Source organism: Bacillus amyloliquefaciens DSM 7 = ATCC 23350 (assembly GCF_000196735.1).
In the GTDB taxonomy this organism is placed as follows: Bacteria; Bacillota; Bacilli; order Bacillales; family Bacillaceae; genus Bacillus; species Bacillus amyloliquefaciens.
In genome coordinates, this window is record NC_014551.1 from 1,895,501 (window position 1) to 1,911,798 (window position 16,298).

Below are 16,298 nucleotides of genomic sequence, written 5' to 3' on the forward strand. Positions count from 1 at the left end.
GTTCTTTTTATATTGCGCAAAAACAGACACGGTGATATAATCAGTCTACGTGCGCTTTCTTGATAAATAGTTATATATGTCCATCTTATATTATAATTATATCATGCTAGGAAGCTCTTGTCAATTTTTTTTGAAGGGAAGATGCAGAATGAGTTCTTTGGTACTTGGTTTACATGAAATGGAAAAAACATAGCGTTTGCTCGTTGGGGGAAAAGGGTTACATTTAGGAGAATTATCAAAAATTCAAGGTATACAAGTCCCAGAAGGATTTTGTGTCACAACAGCAGGATATCGAAAAGCCATCGAACAAAACGAAACGTTACAATCGTTGTTGAATCAATTGACCATGCTGAAAGTTGAGGATCGAGATCAAATTGGTAAAATCAGCAGAAAAATTCGGCAAATCATTATGGAAGCAGAAATTCCTTCCGATGTCGTTGAGGCAGTTTCTCACTATCTCTCCCGGTTTGGCGAGGAACATGCATATGCCGTACGTTCTAGTGCGACTGCTGAAGATTTACCACATGCCTCTTTTGCCGGTCAACAAGACACCTATTTAAATATTATCGGCGTCGATGCAATCTTGCAGCATATCAGCAAATGCTGGGCTTCCCTATTTACAGATCGCGCGGTGATCTATCGGATGCAAAATGGATTCGGCCACAGCCAAGTTTATTTATCAGTTATCATTCAAAGGATGGTGTTCCCTCAGGCTTCGGGGATTTTATTTACCGCTGATCCGATTACCTCCAACCGAAAGGTGTTATCCATCGATGCCGGTTTTGGACTTGGTGAAGCATTGGTCTCTGGGTTGGTCTCTGCCGATTGTTATAAAGTACGGGACGGGCAAATCGTCGATAAGAGAATAGAAACCAAAAAATTGGCTATCAATGGACGAAAAGAAGGCGGAACAGAAACACAGCAAATCAATCCTGATCAGCAAAAGACTCAAACACTGACTGATGAACAAATTTTACAGCTGTCACGCATAGGAAGACAGATCGAAGCTTATTTTGGCCAGCCGCAAGATATCGAATGGTGTTTGGTCCGCGATACTTTTTATATTGTCCAGAGCCGTCCGATCACAACGTTATACCCCGTTCCTGAAGCGAGCGATCAAGAAAATCACGTCTATATTTCTGTCGGTCATCAACAAATGATGACAGATCCCATAAAACCGCTTGGATTGTCTTTTTGGCTGCTGACTACTTCTGCACCCATGCATAAAGCTGGCGGAAGATTATTTGTTGATGTCACACATCATCTGGCATCACCTGACAGCAGAGAAGGATTATTAAATGGCATGGGACAGCACGATCCGCTCTTAAAAGACGCACTTATGACCATAATAGAGCGACGGGATTTCATTAAGTCGATACCTGATAAAACAGCACCGAATCCCTTCAAAGGCAATACAGATATGCTGGCTCAAGTTGAAAACGATCCGACAATAGTTACGGATTTGATCAAAAGAAGCCAAACATCGATCGAAGAGTTAAAACAAAATATCACAACGAAATCTGGAGCGGATTTGTTTGAATTTATTCTGGAAGATATCGGGCAGCAATTAAAGAAGATTTTATTTGACCCAAAAAGTTCGGCTGTAATTCGAGCTGCCATGAATGCTTCATCATGGATTAACGAAAAAATGAACGAGTGGTTAGGTGAAAAAAACGCAGCAGATATGCTTTCTCAATCTGTACCGAGCAATATTACTTCGGAAATGGGTTTGGCATTATTGGATGTGGCAGATGTGATACGTCCTTATCCAGAAGTCATTGATTATTTACAACAGGTAAAAGATGATCACTTTATGGATGAGCTGGTTAAGTTTGAGGGCGGGCAGGAAACCAGGGACGCTATTGATGATTATCTCAACAAATACGGAATGCGGTGCGTCGGAGAAATTGATATTACAAGAACTCGATGGAGCGAAAAACCGGTTGCACTTATCCCAATGATTCTAAATAATATCAATAACAGTGTGCCTAATGCCAACCATCGGAAATTTGAGCAAGGGCGACAGGAAGCTTTGAAGAAAGAACAAGAGTTATTAGATCGATTGAAGCAATTACCGGATGGTGAACAAAAAGCCAAAGAAACAAAACGAATGATCAGCATCATCCGGAATTTCAGCGGGTTTAGGGAATATCCGAAATACGGCATGGTCAGTCGCTACTTCGTTTATAAGCAGGCTTTACTGAAAGAAGCCGAACAACTCGTGGAAGCGGGCGTTATTCATGAAAAAGAAGACATATACTATCTCACTTTTGAAGAACTTCATGAAGCCGTACGCGCAAATAAACTGGATTATCAAATCATCAGCAAACGAAAAAACGAGTACAAATTATATGAAAAACTATCCCCGCCGCGTGTTATCACGTCTGATGGTGAAATCATTACAGGCAAGTACAAACGAGAAAATCTTCCCGCCGGTGCGATTGCAGGTCTGCCTGTTTCCTCCGGAGTTATAGAGGGGCGAGCACGTGTCATCTTAAATATGGAAGATGCTGATCTGGAAGAGGGAGATATATTAGTCACCTCCTTTACTGACCCCAGCTGGACACCGTTGTTTGTATCCATAAAAGGTCTGGTCACCGAAGTTGGCGGACTGATGACCCATGGAGCGGTTATAGCGCGTGAATATGGCTTACCTGCAGTTGTCGGAGTTGAAAATGCTACCAGATTGATAAAAGATGGGCAGCGAATCCGCGTTCATGGAACAGAAGGCTGCATTGAAATATTATAAGCCGTCAGATACCCCCTTCATATGCCCTAAACTAGGGGTTACTGGTGATGGAAGCAGCATTTGTACCAATGATAAAAAGTTTCCACTGAACTGACAAAGATCAAACAATAAAAAAAGCTGGAACCTCTTAAGGAGGATTCCGGCTTTTTTTATGGGGAATGCCCTTGTAGCTGGGCTTTTATTTGGACATATTATAGTAGGACAAAAGAACAAGTGCAGGAAATTATAAAACCTTTCCGCTTCACATGAGTCCAGGTTTATTTTATTCTTCTCGTTTCATAATTATTATTAATTTAGGCATAAGAAAATAGGATTATGCAAACTATTAAAATTTCAATCATTACTTAGGAGTTAAATATAGGAGGAAACTTGAATTGAGTAATTTTACACGTTTACGCACACAAACCATAATAAAGGATGCGTTTTTGGAGTTATTAAAAGAAAAAACATTTTCATCTATCACAATTAATCATATTTGTGAAAAAGCAATGATTCATAGAAGCACATTTTACCGTCATTATGAAGATAAATATGAGCTATTTAGTGATGCATCAAATTCCATCGCGATAAACCTCTTTGAACAAACAAAGGGAGGTTTAGATCAAGAACATACATTGTTTGAGGAAATAATCGAATACGTAGATCTTAATCGGGAATTGTTTTTTAATCTTACCAGTAAAAATAATAGCCTTGAGTTATACGAAAAATTGATTCAATTTGGTGCAGAAAATTTATATGAAATTTCAATGGAATATAATGATCCGCTTTCTAAACAAATCCAAAATTCTGATTACCCAATGGTACTATGCGATTTCTACTGCAGTGGTTTTTTTTGAGATTATAAAAAAATGGTTAAGCAATGAATATTCATATACAAAAGAAGAATTAATTCAGATTTCTAAGAATTTATAGATTAATGAACCACTTTAAAACACATGTCTCACTTTGAGACATGTGTTATTTTTTGCTCATCGTTTTCGTCAAAACCTGTGATAGATTAATGAACATAGCAAAGGAGGAAAGGAGTTATGAGTCAAGTAAGAGCAAAAGAAAATTGCTTTCATGCTTGAAAAATGAATTAAAGGAGGATTTTTGATGAAAGCTGCAGTGTGGTATGGTGAAAGAGATATTCGTATTGAGGAAAGAGGAACGAAAGAATTACAACCAAATGATGTAAAAATTAAAGTGGCATGGGCTGGTATTTGCGGTTCTGATTTGCATGCATACTTGCATCCAGATTCAGTACCAATGAATAAGAAGACGGTACTTGGACATGAATTTTCTGGTGAAATTGCAGAGGTTGGCTCTCATGTAACAAAATTTAAAAAAGGTGACAGAGTATGTATCTACCCAATGATGCTTAAAGATCCTTCAAATGCTGAAACTGAACGTTTCATCACTTTAGACGCAGTTGGTGCACAAATCGACGGAGGGTTTGCTGAATATGTGATACTTCCACAAAAAACGATTTTTAAAATTCCAGATCATTTACCGCTAGAATTGGCAGCCATGGTTGAACCAGCAGCTGTATCTTTCCAATCCATTAAGGATTCAAATGTAAGAGAAGGCGATACTGTCGTTGTCTATGGAGCAGGTCCTATTGGGCTATTTGCTGTTTTAGGTGCAAAAGCTGCAGGCGCGTCTAATATTATTGTTATTGATCTATTTAATAGTCGACTTGATAAAGCAACTGAAATGGGTGCGACACACGTTTTTAATGCTAAAGAAGTAAACCCTGTTGAAGAAATTCGAAAATTATTCCCAGATGGAGCAGATGTTGCAATTGAAGCTGCAGGTGTCGAGTCAACATTTCACCAAGCTATTCAATCAACTAAAGTTCGTGGCACAATGATGGTTATCAGCTTCCACACGCAAGATATCCAATTTAATGTTCCTGCTTCACTAATCTTTAGTGGTGCAAAATTAATGGGGTCTGTAGGATACAGCAATGAAACTTACAATGAGGTCATTGAATTATTTGCTAATGGAAGATTACCCGCGCAATCAATTATTACAAGTAAAATTGATATAGATAATATCGCTGAACAAGGGTTTGATGCGTTAATTAATGATAAATCTCAAGCAAAAATTCTAGTTAAATTAAGTGGCGCACATTAATTTAAATATTGGAGCTTACCTTTTGCTTATGTGGTGATGAAAGTCGGATGGCTCAGGTGTAAAAGATACCTTTTGTCAAGCATATCAAGCATTTATGAAGTCAGTTAACAAGAGACAAGGAGTTGCTTGAATCATTTGTAACTTGAAGGACGATACAAGATGTTTAGGCTGGAATCTGAATTTTTCTTTAACTAATGAATTTTTTTCGAATAAGTGTTACGTTAAACAAGAAACCGAATTATTAAAATCCCGTATTTTTAATTAATATGGGATTTTCCCGTTTTTAAATAAACTGACCTTATATTTTAGAAAAATCTCACGTAAAATTAAATTTAAACAGGCTTAGCTGGATAGGCATGGGCGGGACACAGGGAAATTTTATTACCCCACATTTAAATTGAACCTTTGTTCTTGTTTTGGTCGAATAAAGAAGAGTTGAATTGGAAGAAATTTAGAATAATAATGTTTCAACTGTATTATCATGTATAGGGAATTATTTGTCGGAAATTGGCGCTCCCCGAGGAAGGGGTTAAAGCTGTTCTCTTGGAGATTTGTGAGGAAGTCGCAAGAAGGCACGTGGACATAATAAAGTTGGTCAAAAGTGAGCTTTGCAGTGGATGTCATCGAACCAAAACAATAGTTGAGTTTATTTGAATTGGATAATGAAAAGAAAAGAAACACCTGAAGGAACTGCGCTTTCACAGAGATGGGCTGACTGGTGGAGACAAAATAAAAAGCCCACTCATATGAGCAGGGCTAAATTCATTTTTTAACCTCCGACTGGCCTTTCAGCTACTTGGATGTTAGATGGTGAATCCGTACTCAATTGCGTTAAAGCTGCCCCGCTTAAAATTACAGTTAAAATAGATACGCAAAGCACAATTTTTTTCATAAGATTCCCTCCACCTGATTCATTTTCTGTTCAGCCCAAATCTTTTCATTGAAAAAGCTTGTTGCTTCTTCAAAAGCACCTATTGATTCAAACCTTTTTGCAGCTAAGTAGGCCAATTCATCTACACTTTCAAGGTCATTTTGTTGTTTTAAAAACTCAATATAACGAATGCAATTATTGAAGTTATTTTTTAACTCACCACAATAAAGGTGGTATAGGATGCTGATTTTGGCTTCGTATATCTTATTCTCCATTAATATGAGTCTTCCCTGTGCTTTATTGTAAAAATCAATGGCTTTCATTTTTTCGTCAATTTTAAATAGCTCCTTAATCATCATGAATAAAGAATTTATATAATAAATTGAATTCAACCAGGATTCATTTCCTACAGCTTTTTCAAGAGATTTAATGCATTTATCAGGTTTGTCCCAATCAGAATAAACAATGCTAAGGTTGTGAAATAACTGAGATTCTAAAAATTCATCTTTTGTTTCTTTTGCAATATCAATTGCTTCTAAGTAATATATTTCTGATTCCTCAAACCGTTTCATATCAGCATAGTTTGCAGCCGCAATCATTGTTGAAGTAGCCAGTTTGCATTTATAATCAGGGTGTCGTTTATATATTGTAATTGCATTCTTTATATAGTGTTGTGCCACAATGCTTTGTTTAACTAGAGTGTATAAGTAGGAGACTTTGGAGTAAAATTCAGCTGCTTCGATTTCATCTGGAATTTCTGCAAGTTTTTTCTCAGCTAATCCATATAAGTTAATTGCTCGATCATAGTTTTTGTTGTATGCCTCGTACATTCCTTCAAATAAATAAAAGTTATATTCCAATTTATCGTTTGTTCTTTTTATGAAACTTTCATTGTCTGCAGTGAAATAAGTGTGTTTTGGTAATGGTTCTCCACGTGAGGAATGCAGTAACATTTTATGTCTTTCTTCTAACAAACTGTAATATGCAAGAACTTCTTGATCCTCTTCCATCTCATCAAACAGTTTCTTTATCTCTGAGTAATATTTTATTGACTCATCTACCTTTTGTTTCTTTATAGCAATGTACCAATCATTCAGTGTAGTTGCAACAACTTCTGAAGCGATCTTGCTCATCCAAACCCCTCTTTCTGAAAATTTCAAAAATCTCTCGAGGATAATCATAACATAGCTATTGAAAAAATTGTAAAAGGATGTAAGGTTTTCGGGGGTTTCTCATTTGAAAATCCCTTACTCTCATTACGAGGAGGAGATCGTTTGTTTAATTTATTGATTTTAACTGAGCAAGCCACTCATCTAATGTTCCAATGAATCCTTGCTGAACAGCTAAATCATATGCAGATTTTCAATCTTTACCGGCAGCACCTGTTGCGCCAGTATCACCTTTGTCCCTCCAGAAACATAAGAGCGCCTGGTTGCTTTTCCCAAGAAAAGTTCGTGCTTTGTTTAGCTATTGAGATTTTGTATGTAGCCAAATCAAGACAATAGCAGCTATAGAAAGGGAGAAAACTCTCCTAATATTTATTTATCTGTTTTCAAAAGTAAAAACGCCATAAAAAGATCTTATGGCGTCTGTCCGAACTGAGAGATGCAATTTTCTTGGGAGACGAATATGGTTCGTCAATGTACTAATAAAGGAAAGAAGCACCTACAATGATCAACAAAATGAAAAGCACAACGATCAATACGAAAGAGCTTCCACCATAATTTCCACCGTAGTTTCCCATATTGCCACCTCCTGTTGTTAGGATAGTATATAATATGCCGAACGATAAATTTCGACATAGATGTAAGTCTAAAGGAGAAAAAATGAAGATTTTGTCTAAATTGAGGGTTAAAAAGAAGGATTGATGAATGAAATATCACTTTCGGTTCTTAAGCAATGGACATGAATGTTTAGTTAAGAGTAAGAACCTTTAAAGAGGGGATGCCATTTTACCTTTGCGATTTCTTAATTGGAACATGTTCACTCCTTTAGGAAGTTACCTCGCATGAATGAATAAGGTAAGGGAAATAAATCAGAAATAATGATTCTTCATTTCCCGGGCAAGCGCAATATACGACAAATAACAAAAAAGAATCAAATGAGTGGAAGTGCGAGGCCGTTTGGAGACACATTATCTATCAGGTTTGAAGAGAATGGCTGGCTGTAAAAGGAAGTCGGCAAAACAGCCGACTTCCTGGGGTACAGTCAGGAAAATGCTGATTTACAACGCTAAGCCCATTTCCCCGACTATTCCCCCAGTTTTAACAACGTTAAGAAAGTTTCAAGGGTCTTAAAGAATCTAACGAGACCATTTTCTCCGAATTAAAATGGTATTCTCCAAGTAAATTAATATGTTCCCAACCTAGAGGTGACATATGGTGCAATAATTCTTCATTAAAACTACCTGACCGTTTTTGATATTCAACTGCCTTTGTTAGATGTAAAGTATTCCAGATACTGATGGCATTGATAATGATGTTTAAGGCACTGGCTCTTTGCAATTGATGCTGTATGGTTCGTTCCCTAAGCTCTCCTTGTTTTCCGAAGAAAATAGCTCTTGCCAGTCCATTCATGGCTTCTCCTTTATTCAATCCTTTTTGTATTTTTCTTCTTAATGATTCATCCGAAATATAATTCAAAATAAAGATCGTTTTTTCTATTCGGCCCATCTCACGTAAGGCTGTAGCCAAGCTGTTTTGTCTTGAATAAGAACCTAATTTCCCCATAATAAGGGATGCTGAAACTGTTCCTTCCCTTATAGAATGAGCTAATCGCAAAACATCCTCATAATTCTCTTTAATGACCTTTGTATTTATTTGTCCACGTAAAATGACTTCTAATTTTGGATACTCACTTGCCTTATCTATTGTAAATAATTTCGAGTCTGATAAATCTCGTATTCTTGGAGCAAATTTAAATCCTAATAAATGGGTCAGTCCGAATATTTGGTCTGTGTAACCAGCCGTGTCTGTATAATGCTCTACTATATTTAGATCCGTCTCATGGTGTAACAAACCATCCAAAACATGAATCGCATCCCTTGAATTAGTATGAATAATCTTTGTGTAATAAGAAGAAAATTGATCACTTGTAAAACGATAGATGGTGGCTCCTTTTCCAGTTCCATAATGTGGGTTTGCATCTGCATGTAGCGATGAAACGCCTATCTGCATTCTCATACCATCGGACGAGGATGTTGTACCGTCTCCCCAATAGGAGGACAATTGCAATTTGTGATGAAAATTTACTAATACGGCTTGGGCTTTATTCATTGCATCTTCATACATGCGCCATTGTGATACATTGGCCAATTGCTTATATGTAAGTCCGGGTGTTGCTTCAGCCATTTTGCTTAAACCAATATTCATTCCCATTCCTAAAAGAGCAGCCATAATAATAATTGTTTCTTCTTTATCCGGTTTTCGATTATTGGAAGCATGAATAAATTGCTCATGAAATCCTGTTATATAAGCAATATCCATCAGTAAATCGGTTAATTTTATTCTTGGTAGCATCTGATACAGGCTTGCGCTAAATTTTTTTGCTTCTTCTGGAACATCTTTTTCTAAGCGTTCAATTGACAGCTTTCCTTTTTCAAGAGAAACCCCGTCTAACTTGTTGGAATTGGTAGCTAACCACTTTAACCTTTTGTTAAGGCTGCTGGTTCTCTCCGTCATATAATCCTCGAATGATAAACTAACTGATAATCTTGTATTCTCCTTCGTTTGATTCCATGTATCTTCTGAAAACAAATATTCTTCAAAGTCTCTATATTGTCTGCTGCCAACAATGGAAACATCTCCTGCCCTAACATGCTCCCGAAGTTCTGTTAAAACAGCCATTTCATAGTAATGACGATTGATTGTTGTACCATCATCCTCGTATAAATGCTTTTTCCAACGTTTTGAAATAAAATCCACAGGTGAGTTATCAGGCACTTTTCGCTTTCCGGATTCGTTCATTCCACGGATAATCTCAACAGCTTGTAAAAGTGGCTCATTTGCTTTTGTAGAATGAAATTCCAATACCCTTAATAGCGTTGGCGTATATTTTCTAAGTGAATAAAATCGTTTTTGCAGTAAGTCTAAATAATCATAGTCGTCAGGGCGTGCAAGCTCCTGAGCTTCTTCGACCGAAGAGACAAAAGAATTCCATTCGATAACGGATTCTAAAACCTCAAAAACGTCTAATTTTTCCTTTTTTGCTTTGATTAAAGCTTGTCCGATGTTCGTAAAGTGTATAACTTTCTCATTCAGCTTTTTACCGTTTTGTTTCTGAATTTCCTCTTGAGCCTTACGGCCTTTTGATAACAGACTAAGTATTTGTCTATCATGAATTTCAAAAGCTTTATCCGTTAACTCTTGAGTAAGATGTAATAAATAGACGGTTAATATCGAATATCGCTTATTTTCTTGAAAGTCACGGAATGCATATGGCTCATATCTTGAGCCTAAGCGAGATAGTTGAAACAGGCGATTGCGATGCAAATGACTAATTTGTACCGTTTCTAATTCCATTCCTCGTATGTATTCGAGTCGTTCTATTACTTTTAGAAATGTTTCGGGTGAAGGATGACCCGGCGGTTCCTTTAACCAACCCAATATCGTTTTATTGGATTCGGATGGATGCTGCGAAGTAATGATCTCTTCAAGCTTTCCTTTTTGTTCATTTGTAAGAGATTGACTAACAGTATTAAACAGTTTCTTTTCAGCCATTGCCCTTGCCTCCCACACCATTCTTTCAAGTGTAGTAATAGCAGGCAGTATGATTTTGTTTTTTCTTAGAAAATCTATACATTCATGTAGTAGATGTATGGCATCGCCATTTTCAAAAGCTAATTGATGAAGATGCTTAAATGCTATTCGATATTCTCTTAGAGTAAAAGTTACAAAGTCGTATTCACTTCGAAGTTCTTTCAAATGATCCCAAAGTGTATTTTCTCTTTGAGGATAAAGACTAATCGAAGATGGAGTGGCACCGATTTGTTTCGATATATAATGTATGACTGATTCCGGGATGCTTTTGATATGAGTGTATGGCCAACCGGGATACCGAAGAACAGCTAATTGAACAGCAAACCCTAAACGGTTTTCTTCTCTCCTTCGCTTATTAACTATTTCTAAATCCCGTTTGGAAAAAGTGAAGTAGGTCCCCAATATCCATTCATCTTCAGGGATTTGCATAAAATCCTGCCTCTGTTCCAGTGTAAGCAATTCTCTACCTCTCGCAATTTTCATTCAGTATCATCCCATTTCCATAATTATTCAGTTAATTAGTTCAATTATATATAAATAGAGTGTACTCTATTGATACAAGTATAGTAGACTGATAAAATCATAGTTAAGAGTGTCTCATAAGACTTGTCTCAAAAACGAGGTGAAATTTTGCAGAAAATCGGTTATGTACGCGTCAGTTCGACTAGCCAAAATCCTTCAAGGCAATTTCGGCAATTGAACGAAATTGGAATGGATATTATTTATGAAGAAAAAATTTCAGGAGCCACAAAAGATCGTGAACAACTTCAAAAAATGTTAGAGGATTTACAGGAAGGTGACATTATTTATGTTACAGATTTAACTCGGATCACTCGAAGTACGCAAGATTTATTTGAATTGATTGATTTAATACGAAATAAAAAGGCAAGCTTAAAATCACTTAAGGATACATGGCTAGATTTATCAGAAGATAATCCATATAGCCAATTCTTAATTACGGTAATGGCTGGTGTTAACCAATTAGAGCGAGACCTTATTCGTATGCGTCAGCGTGAAGGAATTGAGCTCGCAAAGAAAGAAGGGAAGTTTAAAGGACGGTTAAAGAAATATCATAAAAATCACGCAGGAATGAATTATGCAGTAAAGCTATATAAAGAAGGAAATATGACTGTAAATCAAATTTGTGAAATTACAAATGTATCTAGAGCTTCTTTATATAGAAAGCTATCGGAAGGAAAAAAATAAGCATTCATTACTTATATTAAAAATTTCCGGGGATTGTGAAACAACGTACCTAACCAAGCAGGCTATTTCTATAAGGAAGTATCAATATTTGTTTATCTAACTAGGCACGATCATCAAAGGGTTCCGAGTACATTTTAACGGAGATATACGCTAAACTCAGATTTAAAGCAAGGCTGTATTTTTCGAGAACACTTTTAAAAAACAACCTTAGTCACAAAGGAAGGTTGTTTTTATAAAGTCATGGTCTAATTAAAACAATTGCTGTCCCAAGAGCATACTTGAGACTGTAAAGGCACCAGCAGGTGGTAAAACATTAGTATATATGGGAGGTCCCAAACGGGTTGTAAAGGTTGTAGCAATCCAATTTCCGTATTCACCAGCCAGCAAAGAGGGAGGTTTCATTATAAACCGTCCACTTAAAATGAAATGCCGAATGCTTATAGCGGTCTCATCAATTATTGTCAAGTTGCCAAAAAAGGAGGCATATGGTGAATCGAAACTTATTTGTTTAGCGCTTTCGTCCCAATACCCATTAATCGGAATAGGTATACCACGAAAATTAACTGTACCTACTACTTTGTTGTCTACAATGGAATCAATGGTAAGTATACCTCTAATAATGGATCTCCCCGCAATAGAAGCATCAATCCCCCATACGGATGGAAAGGGGATACTAACTTTGGCTGTCTTTGGAATTTTCAAAATTAACCTCTCCTTGATTATTTTATGTATGGATTGAGTTGTATTTAATCATAATCCTGTAGTAATGATACAGTATATGCACAGAGAATCACTTAGGTGTTTTGTTAAGAAAGAAGCATCAATAATCAATCAGCCTACTGTCTAGATGAACAAGAGTTTGCCTGACCCACGAAAAATATGGAACATTAATTGCTGCTCATACATATGGTCTCTACCAGTTTGAAACAATTATGTATCCAATTTTTTTATCAATTCTATTAGATAGCATACTAATATTTACTTTCTGTTTTTTGTTGTCTTGCCTTCCAGAATATAAAAGAATTTTTCCCTTTCACATCTTCAACTTTTAATTTGACAATGTCACCTACCTGTAATTCTGTATTAATCCCCATCAAATATAGCTATACATCTCTTTCGCCCAATCTCGGATTTTTGGTTTCCTTTTTTTCTCCCAGTTTAATCCCAAGTTTTATTTCTTCAATGTCCTTTTTTGGTTTTAACGTTAAACGTTGAAAGGATTTCCTTTTTTGTTTTGTTGTCATTTTTTCACCTTCTAAAATGTATGAAAAATTTGATGTTTAATAACAAAACAGTTCCTTTTTATGTATTAGACAAACCTTAATACGGCGACAAATGCATGCGTTTATCTTTGTTATTACATTTTCAATGTTAAATACCCATAAATAGGATGATTAAGAGGGAGAAACTCTTAAAACTTTGGGACAATATCCGAAAAATGGGAAAAATATTAGTCCTTTCAGGAAATACAATCATCTTATTTTATAAAGGTAGGGGTGTAAAAGAAATTGAAGTTGAGAAAAGAAAAAATGAAAAGTTATAAGAGCTATTGCTGTCAACGAGAAATAGAAGAAATGATGGGGATATGGAAAAGGGGTTATTATCGAAAAAATGGAGCTATACGTCAAAAATAATTTAGATTTAAATTTCCCAAAAATCATTGAATAAAAAATTCTCCATAAAGCAAAATAAAAGAGTAAAAAAAAATTCAAGAAGGAGGAAATTATCATGACAGTAATAAATGACGTTAAAACAGCTCTAGCAGGATTGAAAAGTGCTCAAGCAAGTTTTGAAACATTTGCTCTTAGTACAGATAATCAACAAGCTAAGCAACTTTACCAAGATGCAGCTAAGCAAACCCAATCCGTTGTAGACAGCATTGAACCACGTGTTCAACAAATCGAACAAGAAGAACCTCAATACAAACAACAGTAATTAGTAAGGCGAAAAAAGGTTGGCCTCTTAACCAACCTTTTTCAGCTGTTCAAATAATGGAAAAACATGGAGGTGATTTTTTTGAAAGATAAAATAACCACATTGAAAAACCTACTTTTTATTATAATGGTCATTGGTTTCGCATCAGGATGTAATGGTAATCAAAATGAATTTATTCAAGGTAATAGTACTTTTGGTATTTCGCAAGTACATACAAGTAAGCCAATTGATCAATCCGTTGCCAATCATGCGAAAGAAAAGATAATTGCCAAGGAAGATATTACAGACGTAAAAGCTGTGAATACTGATAAAGAGCTTATGGCAGCGATTAAAGTTGAGAATTTTGATCGATTTCGATTAAAGAGTATCGAGAAGTCAGTAAAATCCGACTTAGAAAAAAAATATCCCGACTATAAAGTTTTTGTTTCGACTGATAAAAAAATATTCTGGGAACTTGAAAAGGTCGAGCAAAGACTGAAAAAAAACGATATGAATAAGAAGAACTTAAAAAATGATTTGAACAAACTGAAAAGTCTTATGAAGGAACAAACCTAAAGAGGAAGGATCGAGTTATGTCTAACAATCAAAAGAAACAACTTACTCCTGTGCAACAGGAATATCAAAAATTGCAAAAACAACGAGAGATCAAAAGACCGGTTGTTAAAAATTGTATTAAGGCCTTTTTAATCGGTGGACTTATTTGTTTGATTGGTCAGCTTATTTCAGACTTTTACATTTATTATTTCGATTTTACTGAGCAAACGGCCGGAAATCCGACGGTGGGTACGTTAATTTTTATTACAATGCTTCTTACTGGTTTTGGCGTATATGATCGAATGGCCCAATTTGGTGGGGCTGGAACAGCTGTACCTGTAACAGGTTTTGGCAATGCGGTTATATCGCCTGCCATTGAGCATCGAAGCGAAGGATTTGTACTGGGCGTAGGTGGCAACATATTTAAATTAGCGGGGGCGGTTATTTTATTTGGTGTTTTTTCTGCTTTTGTCATTGCCTTAATTAAAACCACTTTAATCCAGTGGGGTGGTTTATAATGCTAGCAGGTCATCGTACATGGATCTTCGAACAAAAGCCTGTCATTATCTCCACTGGAACCGTTGGTGGACCATTTGAAGCCAATGGTGCTATCCCAGATGATTTCGATACTCTTCATGCTGATTTATGGCTTGGGCAGGATTCCTATGAGAAAGCACATAAAATCCTTTTTGAAGAGGCTTGCCAAAAAGCCATGGAAAAAGGGGGCATACAAAAGGATCAAGTTCAATTTATCCTAGCTGGGGACTTAATCAATCAAATCACCCCAACAAGTTTCGCTAGCAGAACGATTGGAGCGCCTTATTTTGGCTTATTCGGTGCTTGCTCTACCTCGATGGAAGGACTGGCTCTAGGTGCTTATATTGTAAATACAAAAGGAGCGAAATATTTGTTAACAGGAGCTTCCAGTCATGATACAGCTGTTGAAAAACAATTTCGGTATCCAACTGAGTATGGTGGACAAAAGCCACCTACGGCACAATGGACGGTTACTGGTGCAGGTGCAGCCCTATTAAGTGATTCTGGGGAAGGACCTCATGTCACATCTGCCACAATTGGTCGTGTAATCGATATGGGATTGACAGATCCATTTAACATGGGAGGAGCTATGGCGCCAGCTGCGGTTGATACCATTGAAGCCCATTTAAAGGAACGAAATGTTGAGCCATCTTATTACGATTTAATTGTAACCGGTGACCTTGGCCAAATCGGACAGGAAGTGTCCATGGATCTATTTAAAAAGCATGGAACTCCTATTAGTGAAGAACAATACCAAGATTGTGGCCTTATGATTTATCGGGAAGGACAACCCGTTCTTGCAGGGGCAAGCGGTGCAGGCTGTTCAGCAACGGTAGTTTATGGGCATTTATTAAACCGCATGAAAAATGGTGAATTTAAACGCATGTTAGTTGTGGCTACAGGTGCTTTGCTTTCACCGTTGTCCTTTCAGCAAAATGAAACAATTCCTTGTATCGCCCATGCAGTGTCAATTGAATACGGAGGTGAACAATTAACATGATCTATTTTTGGGCTTTTGTCGTAGGCGGTTTAATTTGTATCATTGGGCAAATTATGTTTGATGTATTTAAATTGACACCAGGTCATACCTTAAGTGCTCTTGTAGTGATTGGGGCGCTTTTAGATGGATTTGGACTATACGAGCCTTTGATTGATTTTGCTGGGGCAGGGGCTACCGTTCCGATTACAAATTTTGGGAATTCGCTTGTTCATGGTGCGATGCAGGAAGCAGAAAAACATGGGTTAGTTGGGGTACTGACAGGAATGTTTGAAGTAACTAGTTCTGGTATTTCAGCTGCCATTGTTTTCGGCATGATAGGAGCTTTAATTTTTAAGCCAAAAGGATAAGGAGAATTAGGATGACAGTAGGATCAGATGTTAAACAGTGTTTTGCCAGTCTAAAAGGGGTAGAAGCAAGTCTCTCAAGTTTAGCATTACGGACTCTTGATGATGAATCGAAGCGAACTTTGCATGAGGCTATGATGGTAGTACACGAAGTAACAAAAGATTTAAAAAAAAGAGTAGGAGAACTAGAAGGAGAGGAACTTCAGTACAAAGGTTTCTAGAAAAACTATATTTACAGGAGGTGTAA

Annotated in this window: 15 protein-coding genes and 2 pseudogenes; 11 read left to right on the forward strand and 6 right to left on the reverse strand. The window is 36.8% G+C overall.

What is annotated here, in order from left to right; translation table 11 throughout:
* The first annotated feature begins 196 nt into the window (after positions 1-196).
* The 4 genes and pseudogenes from ppsA to BAMF_RS42245 form a co-directional block, all read left to right on the forward strand.
* Positions 197-2,749, forward strand: coding sequence for a phosphoenolpyruvate synthase (gene ppsA, locus BAMF_RS29810; protein ID WP_013352379.1), 2,553 nt, complete (start codon positions 197-199; stop codon positions 2,747-2,749).
* 374 nt (positions 2,750-3,123) lie between these two features.
* A pseudogene (locus tag BAMF_RS29815) lies at positions 3,124-3,661 on the forward strand (TetR/AcrR family transcriptional regulator).
* Positions 3,662-3,844: 183 nt separating this feature from the next.
* Entirely contained in the window at positions 3,845-4,867 is a 1,023-nt protein-coding gene (locus BAMF_RS29820) for a 2,3-butanediol dehydrogenase (protein ID WP_013352381.1), read from the forward strand.
* Positions 4,868-5,299: 432 nt separating this feature from the next.
* Positions 5,300-5,466, forward strand: a pseudogene (locus tag BAMF_RS42245) (hypothetical protein); the annotation flags it as partial.
* A 170-nt stretch (positions 5,467-5,636) separates the two neighbouring features.
* On the opposite strand, the gene BAMF_RS29825 reads toward BAMF_RS42245, so the two are convergent.
* From BAMF_RS29825 to BAMF_RS29835, 4 genes are all read right to left on the reverse strand, one after another.
* The gene (locus tag BAMF_RS29825) at positions 5,637-5,759 is read right to left on the reverse strand and encodes a PhrK family phosphatase-inhibitory pheromone (protein ID WP_038462791.1); all 123 of its coding nucleotides are present in this window, start codon (positions 5,757-5,759) and stop codon (positions 5,637-5,639) included.
* A complete protein-coding gene (locus tag BAMF_RS29830; protein ID WP_013352382.1) occupies positions 5,756-6,871 on the reverse strand; it encodes a response regulator aspartate phosphatase in 1,116 nt (371 codons plus the stop codon). The genes BAMF_RS29825 and BAMF_RS29830 overlap by 4 nt, the downstream gene beginning before the upstream one ends.
* 512 nt (positions 6,872-7,383) lie before the next feature.
* Positions 7,384-7,482: a YjcZ family sporulation protein gene (locus BAMF_RS40740; RefSeq protein WP_014470361.1), complete on the reverse strand. Its 99-nt coding sequence runs from the start codon at positions 7,480-7,482 to the stop codon at positions 7,384-7,386.
* Positions 7,483-8,011: 529 nt separating this feature from the next.
* A complete protein-coding gene (locus BAMF_RS29835) occupies positions 8,012-10,978 on the reverse strand; it encodes a Tn3 family transposase (RefSeq protein ID WP_000684982.1) in 2,967 nt (988 codons plus the stop codon).
* A gap of 147 nt (positions 10,979-11,125) precedes the next feature.
* On the opposite strand from BAMF_RS29835, the gene BAMF_RS29840 reads away from it, so the two are divergent.
* Positions 11,126-11,701 (forward strand): recombinase family protein, encoded by a 576-nt coding sequence (locus BAMF_RS29840; RefSeq protein ID WP_001169292.1) that lies wholly within the window; start codon positions 11,126-11,128, stop codon positions 11,699-11,701.
* 249 nt (positions 11,702-11,950) lie between these two features.
* Here BAMF_RS29840 and BAMF_RS29845 read toward each other — a convergent pair whose 3' ends face one another.
* Positions 11,951-12,403 carry a hypothetical protein gene (locus BAMF_RS29845; protein ID WP_041481646.1) on the reverse strand — a complete coding sequence of 151 codons (453 nt, stop codon included), beginning with the start codon at positions 12,401-12,403 and terminating at the stop codon, positions 11,951-11,953.
* Positions 12,404-12,804: 401 nt separating this feature from the next.
* Complete coding sequence (locus BAMF_RS41525) at positions 12,805-12,945, reverse strand: hypothetical protein (protein ID WP_013354185.1); 141 nt, start codon at positions 12,943-12,945, stop codon at positions 12,805-12,807.
* 484 nt (positions 12,946-13,429) lie between these two features.
* Between BAMF_RS41525 and BAMF_RS29855 the strand changes: the two genes are divergently transcribed.
* The 6 genes from BAMF_RS29855 (at position 13,430) to BAMF_RS29880 (ending at position 16,272) form a co-directional block, all read left to right on the forward strand.
* Positions 13,430-13,636: a DUF1657 domain-containing protein gene (locus BAMF_RS29855; protein WP_013352384.1), complete on the forward strand. Its 207-nt coding sequence runs from the start codon at positions 13,430-13,432 to the stop codon at positions 13,634-13,636.
* Positions 13,637-13,717: 81 nt separating this feature from the next.
* Positions 13,718-14,191, forward strand: a complete 474-nt coding sequence (locus tag BAMF_RS29860) for a YhcN/YlaJ family sporulation lipoprotein (protein WP_009336487.1) — start codon at positions 13,718-13,720, stop codon at positions 14,189-14,191.
* Between the two features lie 17 nt (positions 14,192-14,208).
* A complete protein-coding gene (gene spoVAC, locus BAMF_RS29865) occupies positions 14,209-14,688 on the forward strand; it encodes a stage V sporulation protein AC (RefSeq protein WP_013352385.1) in 480 nt (159 codons plus the stop codon).
* On the forward strand, positions 14,688-15,707 hold the full coding sequence (gene spoVAD / locus BAMF_RS29870; RefSeq protein ID WP_013352386.1) for a stage V sporulation protein AD: 1,020 nt from the start codon (positions 14,688-14,690) through the stop codon (positions 15,705-15,707). Before spoVAC ends, spoVAD begins: the two co-directional genes overlap by 1 nt.
* The gene (gene spoVAE, locus BAMF_RS29875; RefSeq protein WP_013352387.1) at positions 15,704-16,054 is read left to right on the forward strand and encodes a stage V sporulation protein AE; all 351 of its coding nucleotides are present in this window, start codon (positions 15,704-15,706) and stop codon (positions 16,052-16,054) included. The genes spoVAD and spoVAE overlap by 4 nt, the downstream gene beginning before the upstream one ends.
* 11 nt (positions 16,055-16,065) lie before the next feature.
* On the forward strand, positions 16,066-16,272 hold the full coding sequence (locus BAMF_RS29880; protein ID WP_009336483.1) for a DUF1657 domain-containing protein: 207 nt from the start codon (positions 16,066-16,068) through the stop codon (positions 16,270-16,272).
* The last annotated feature ends 26 nt before the right edge of the window (positions 16,273-16,298 follow it).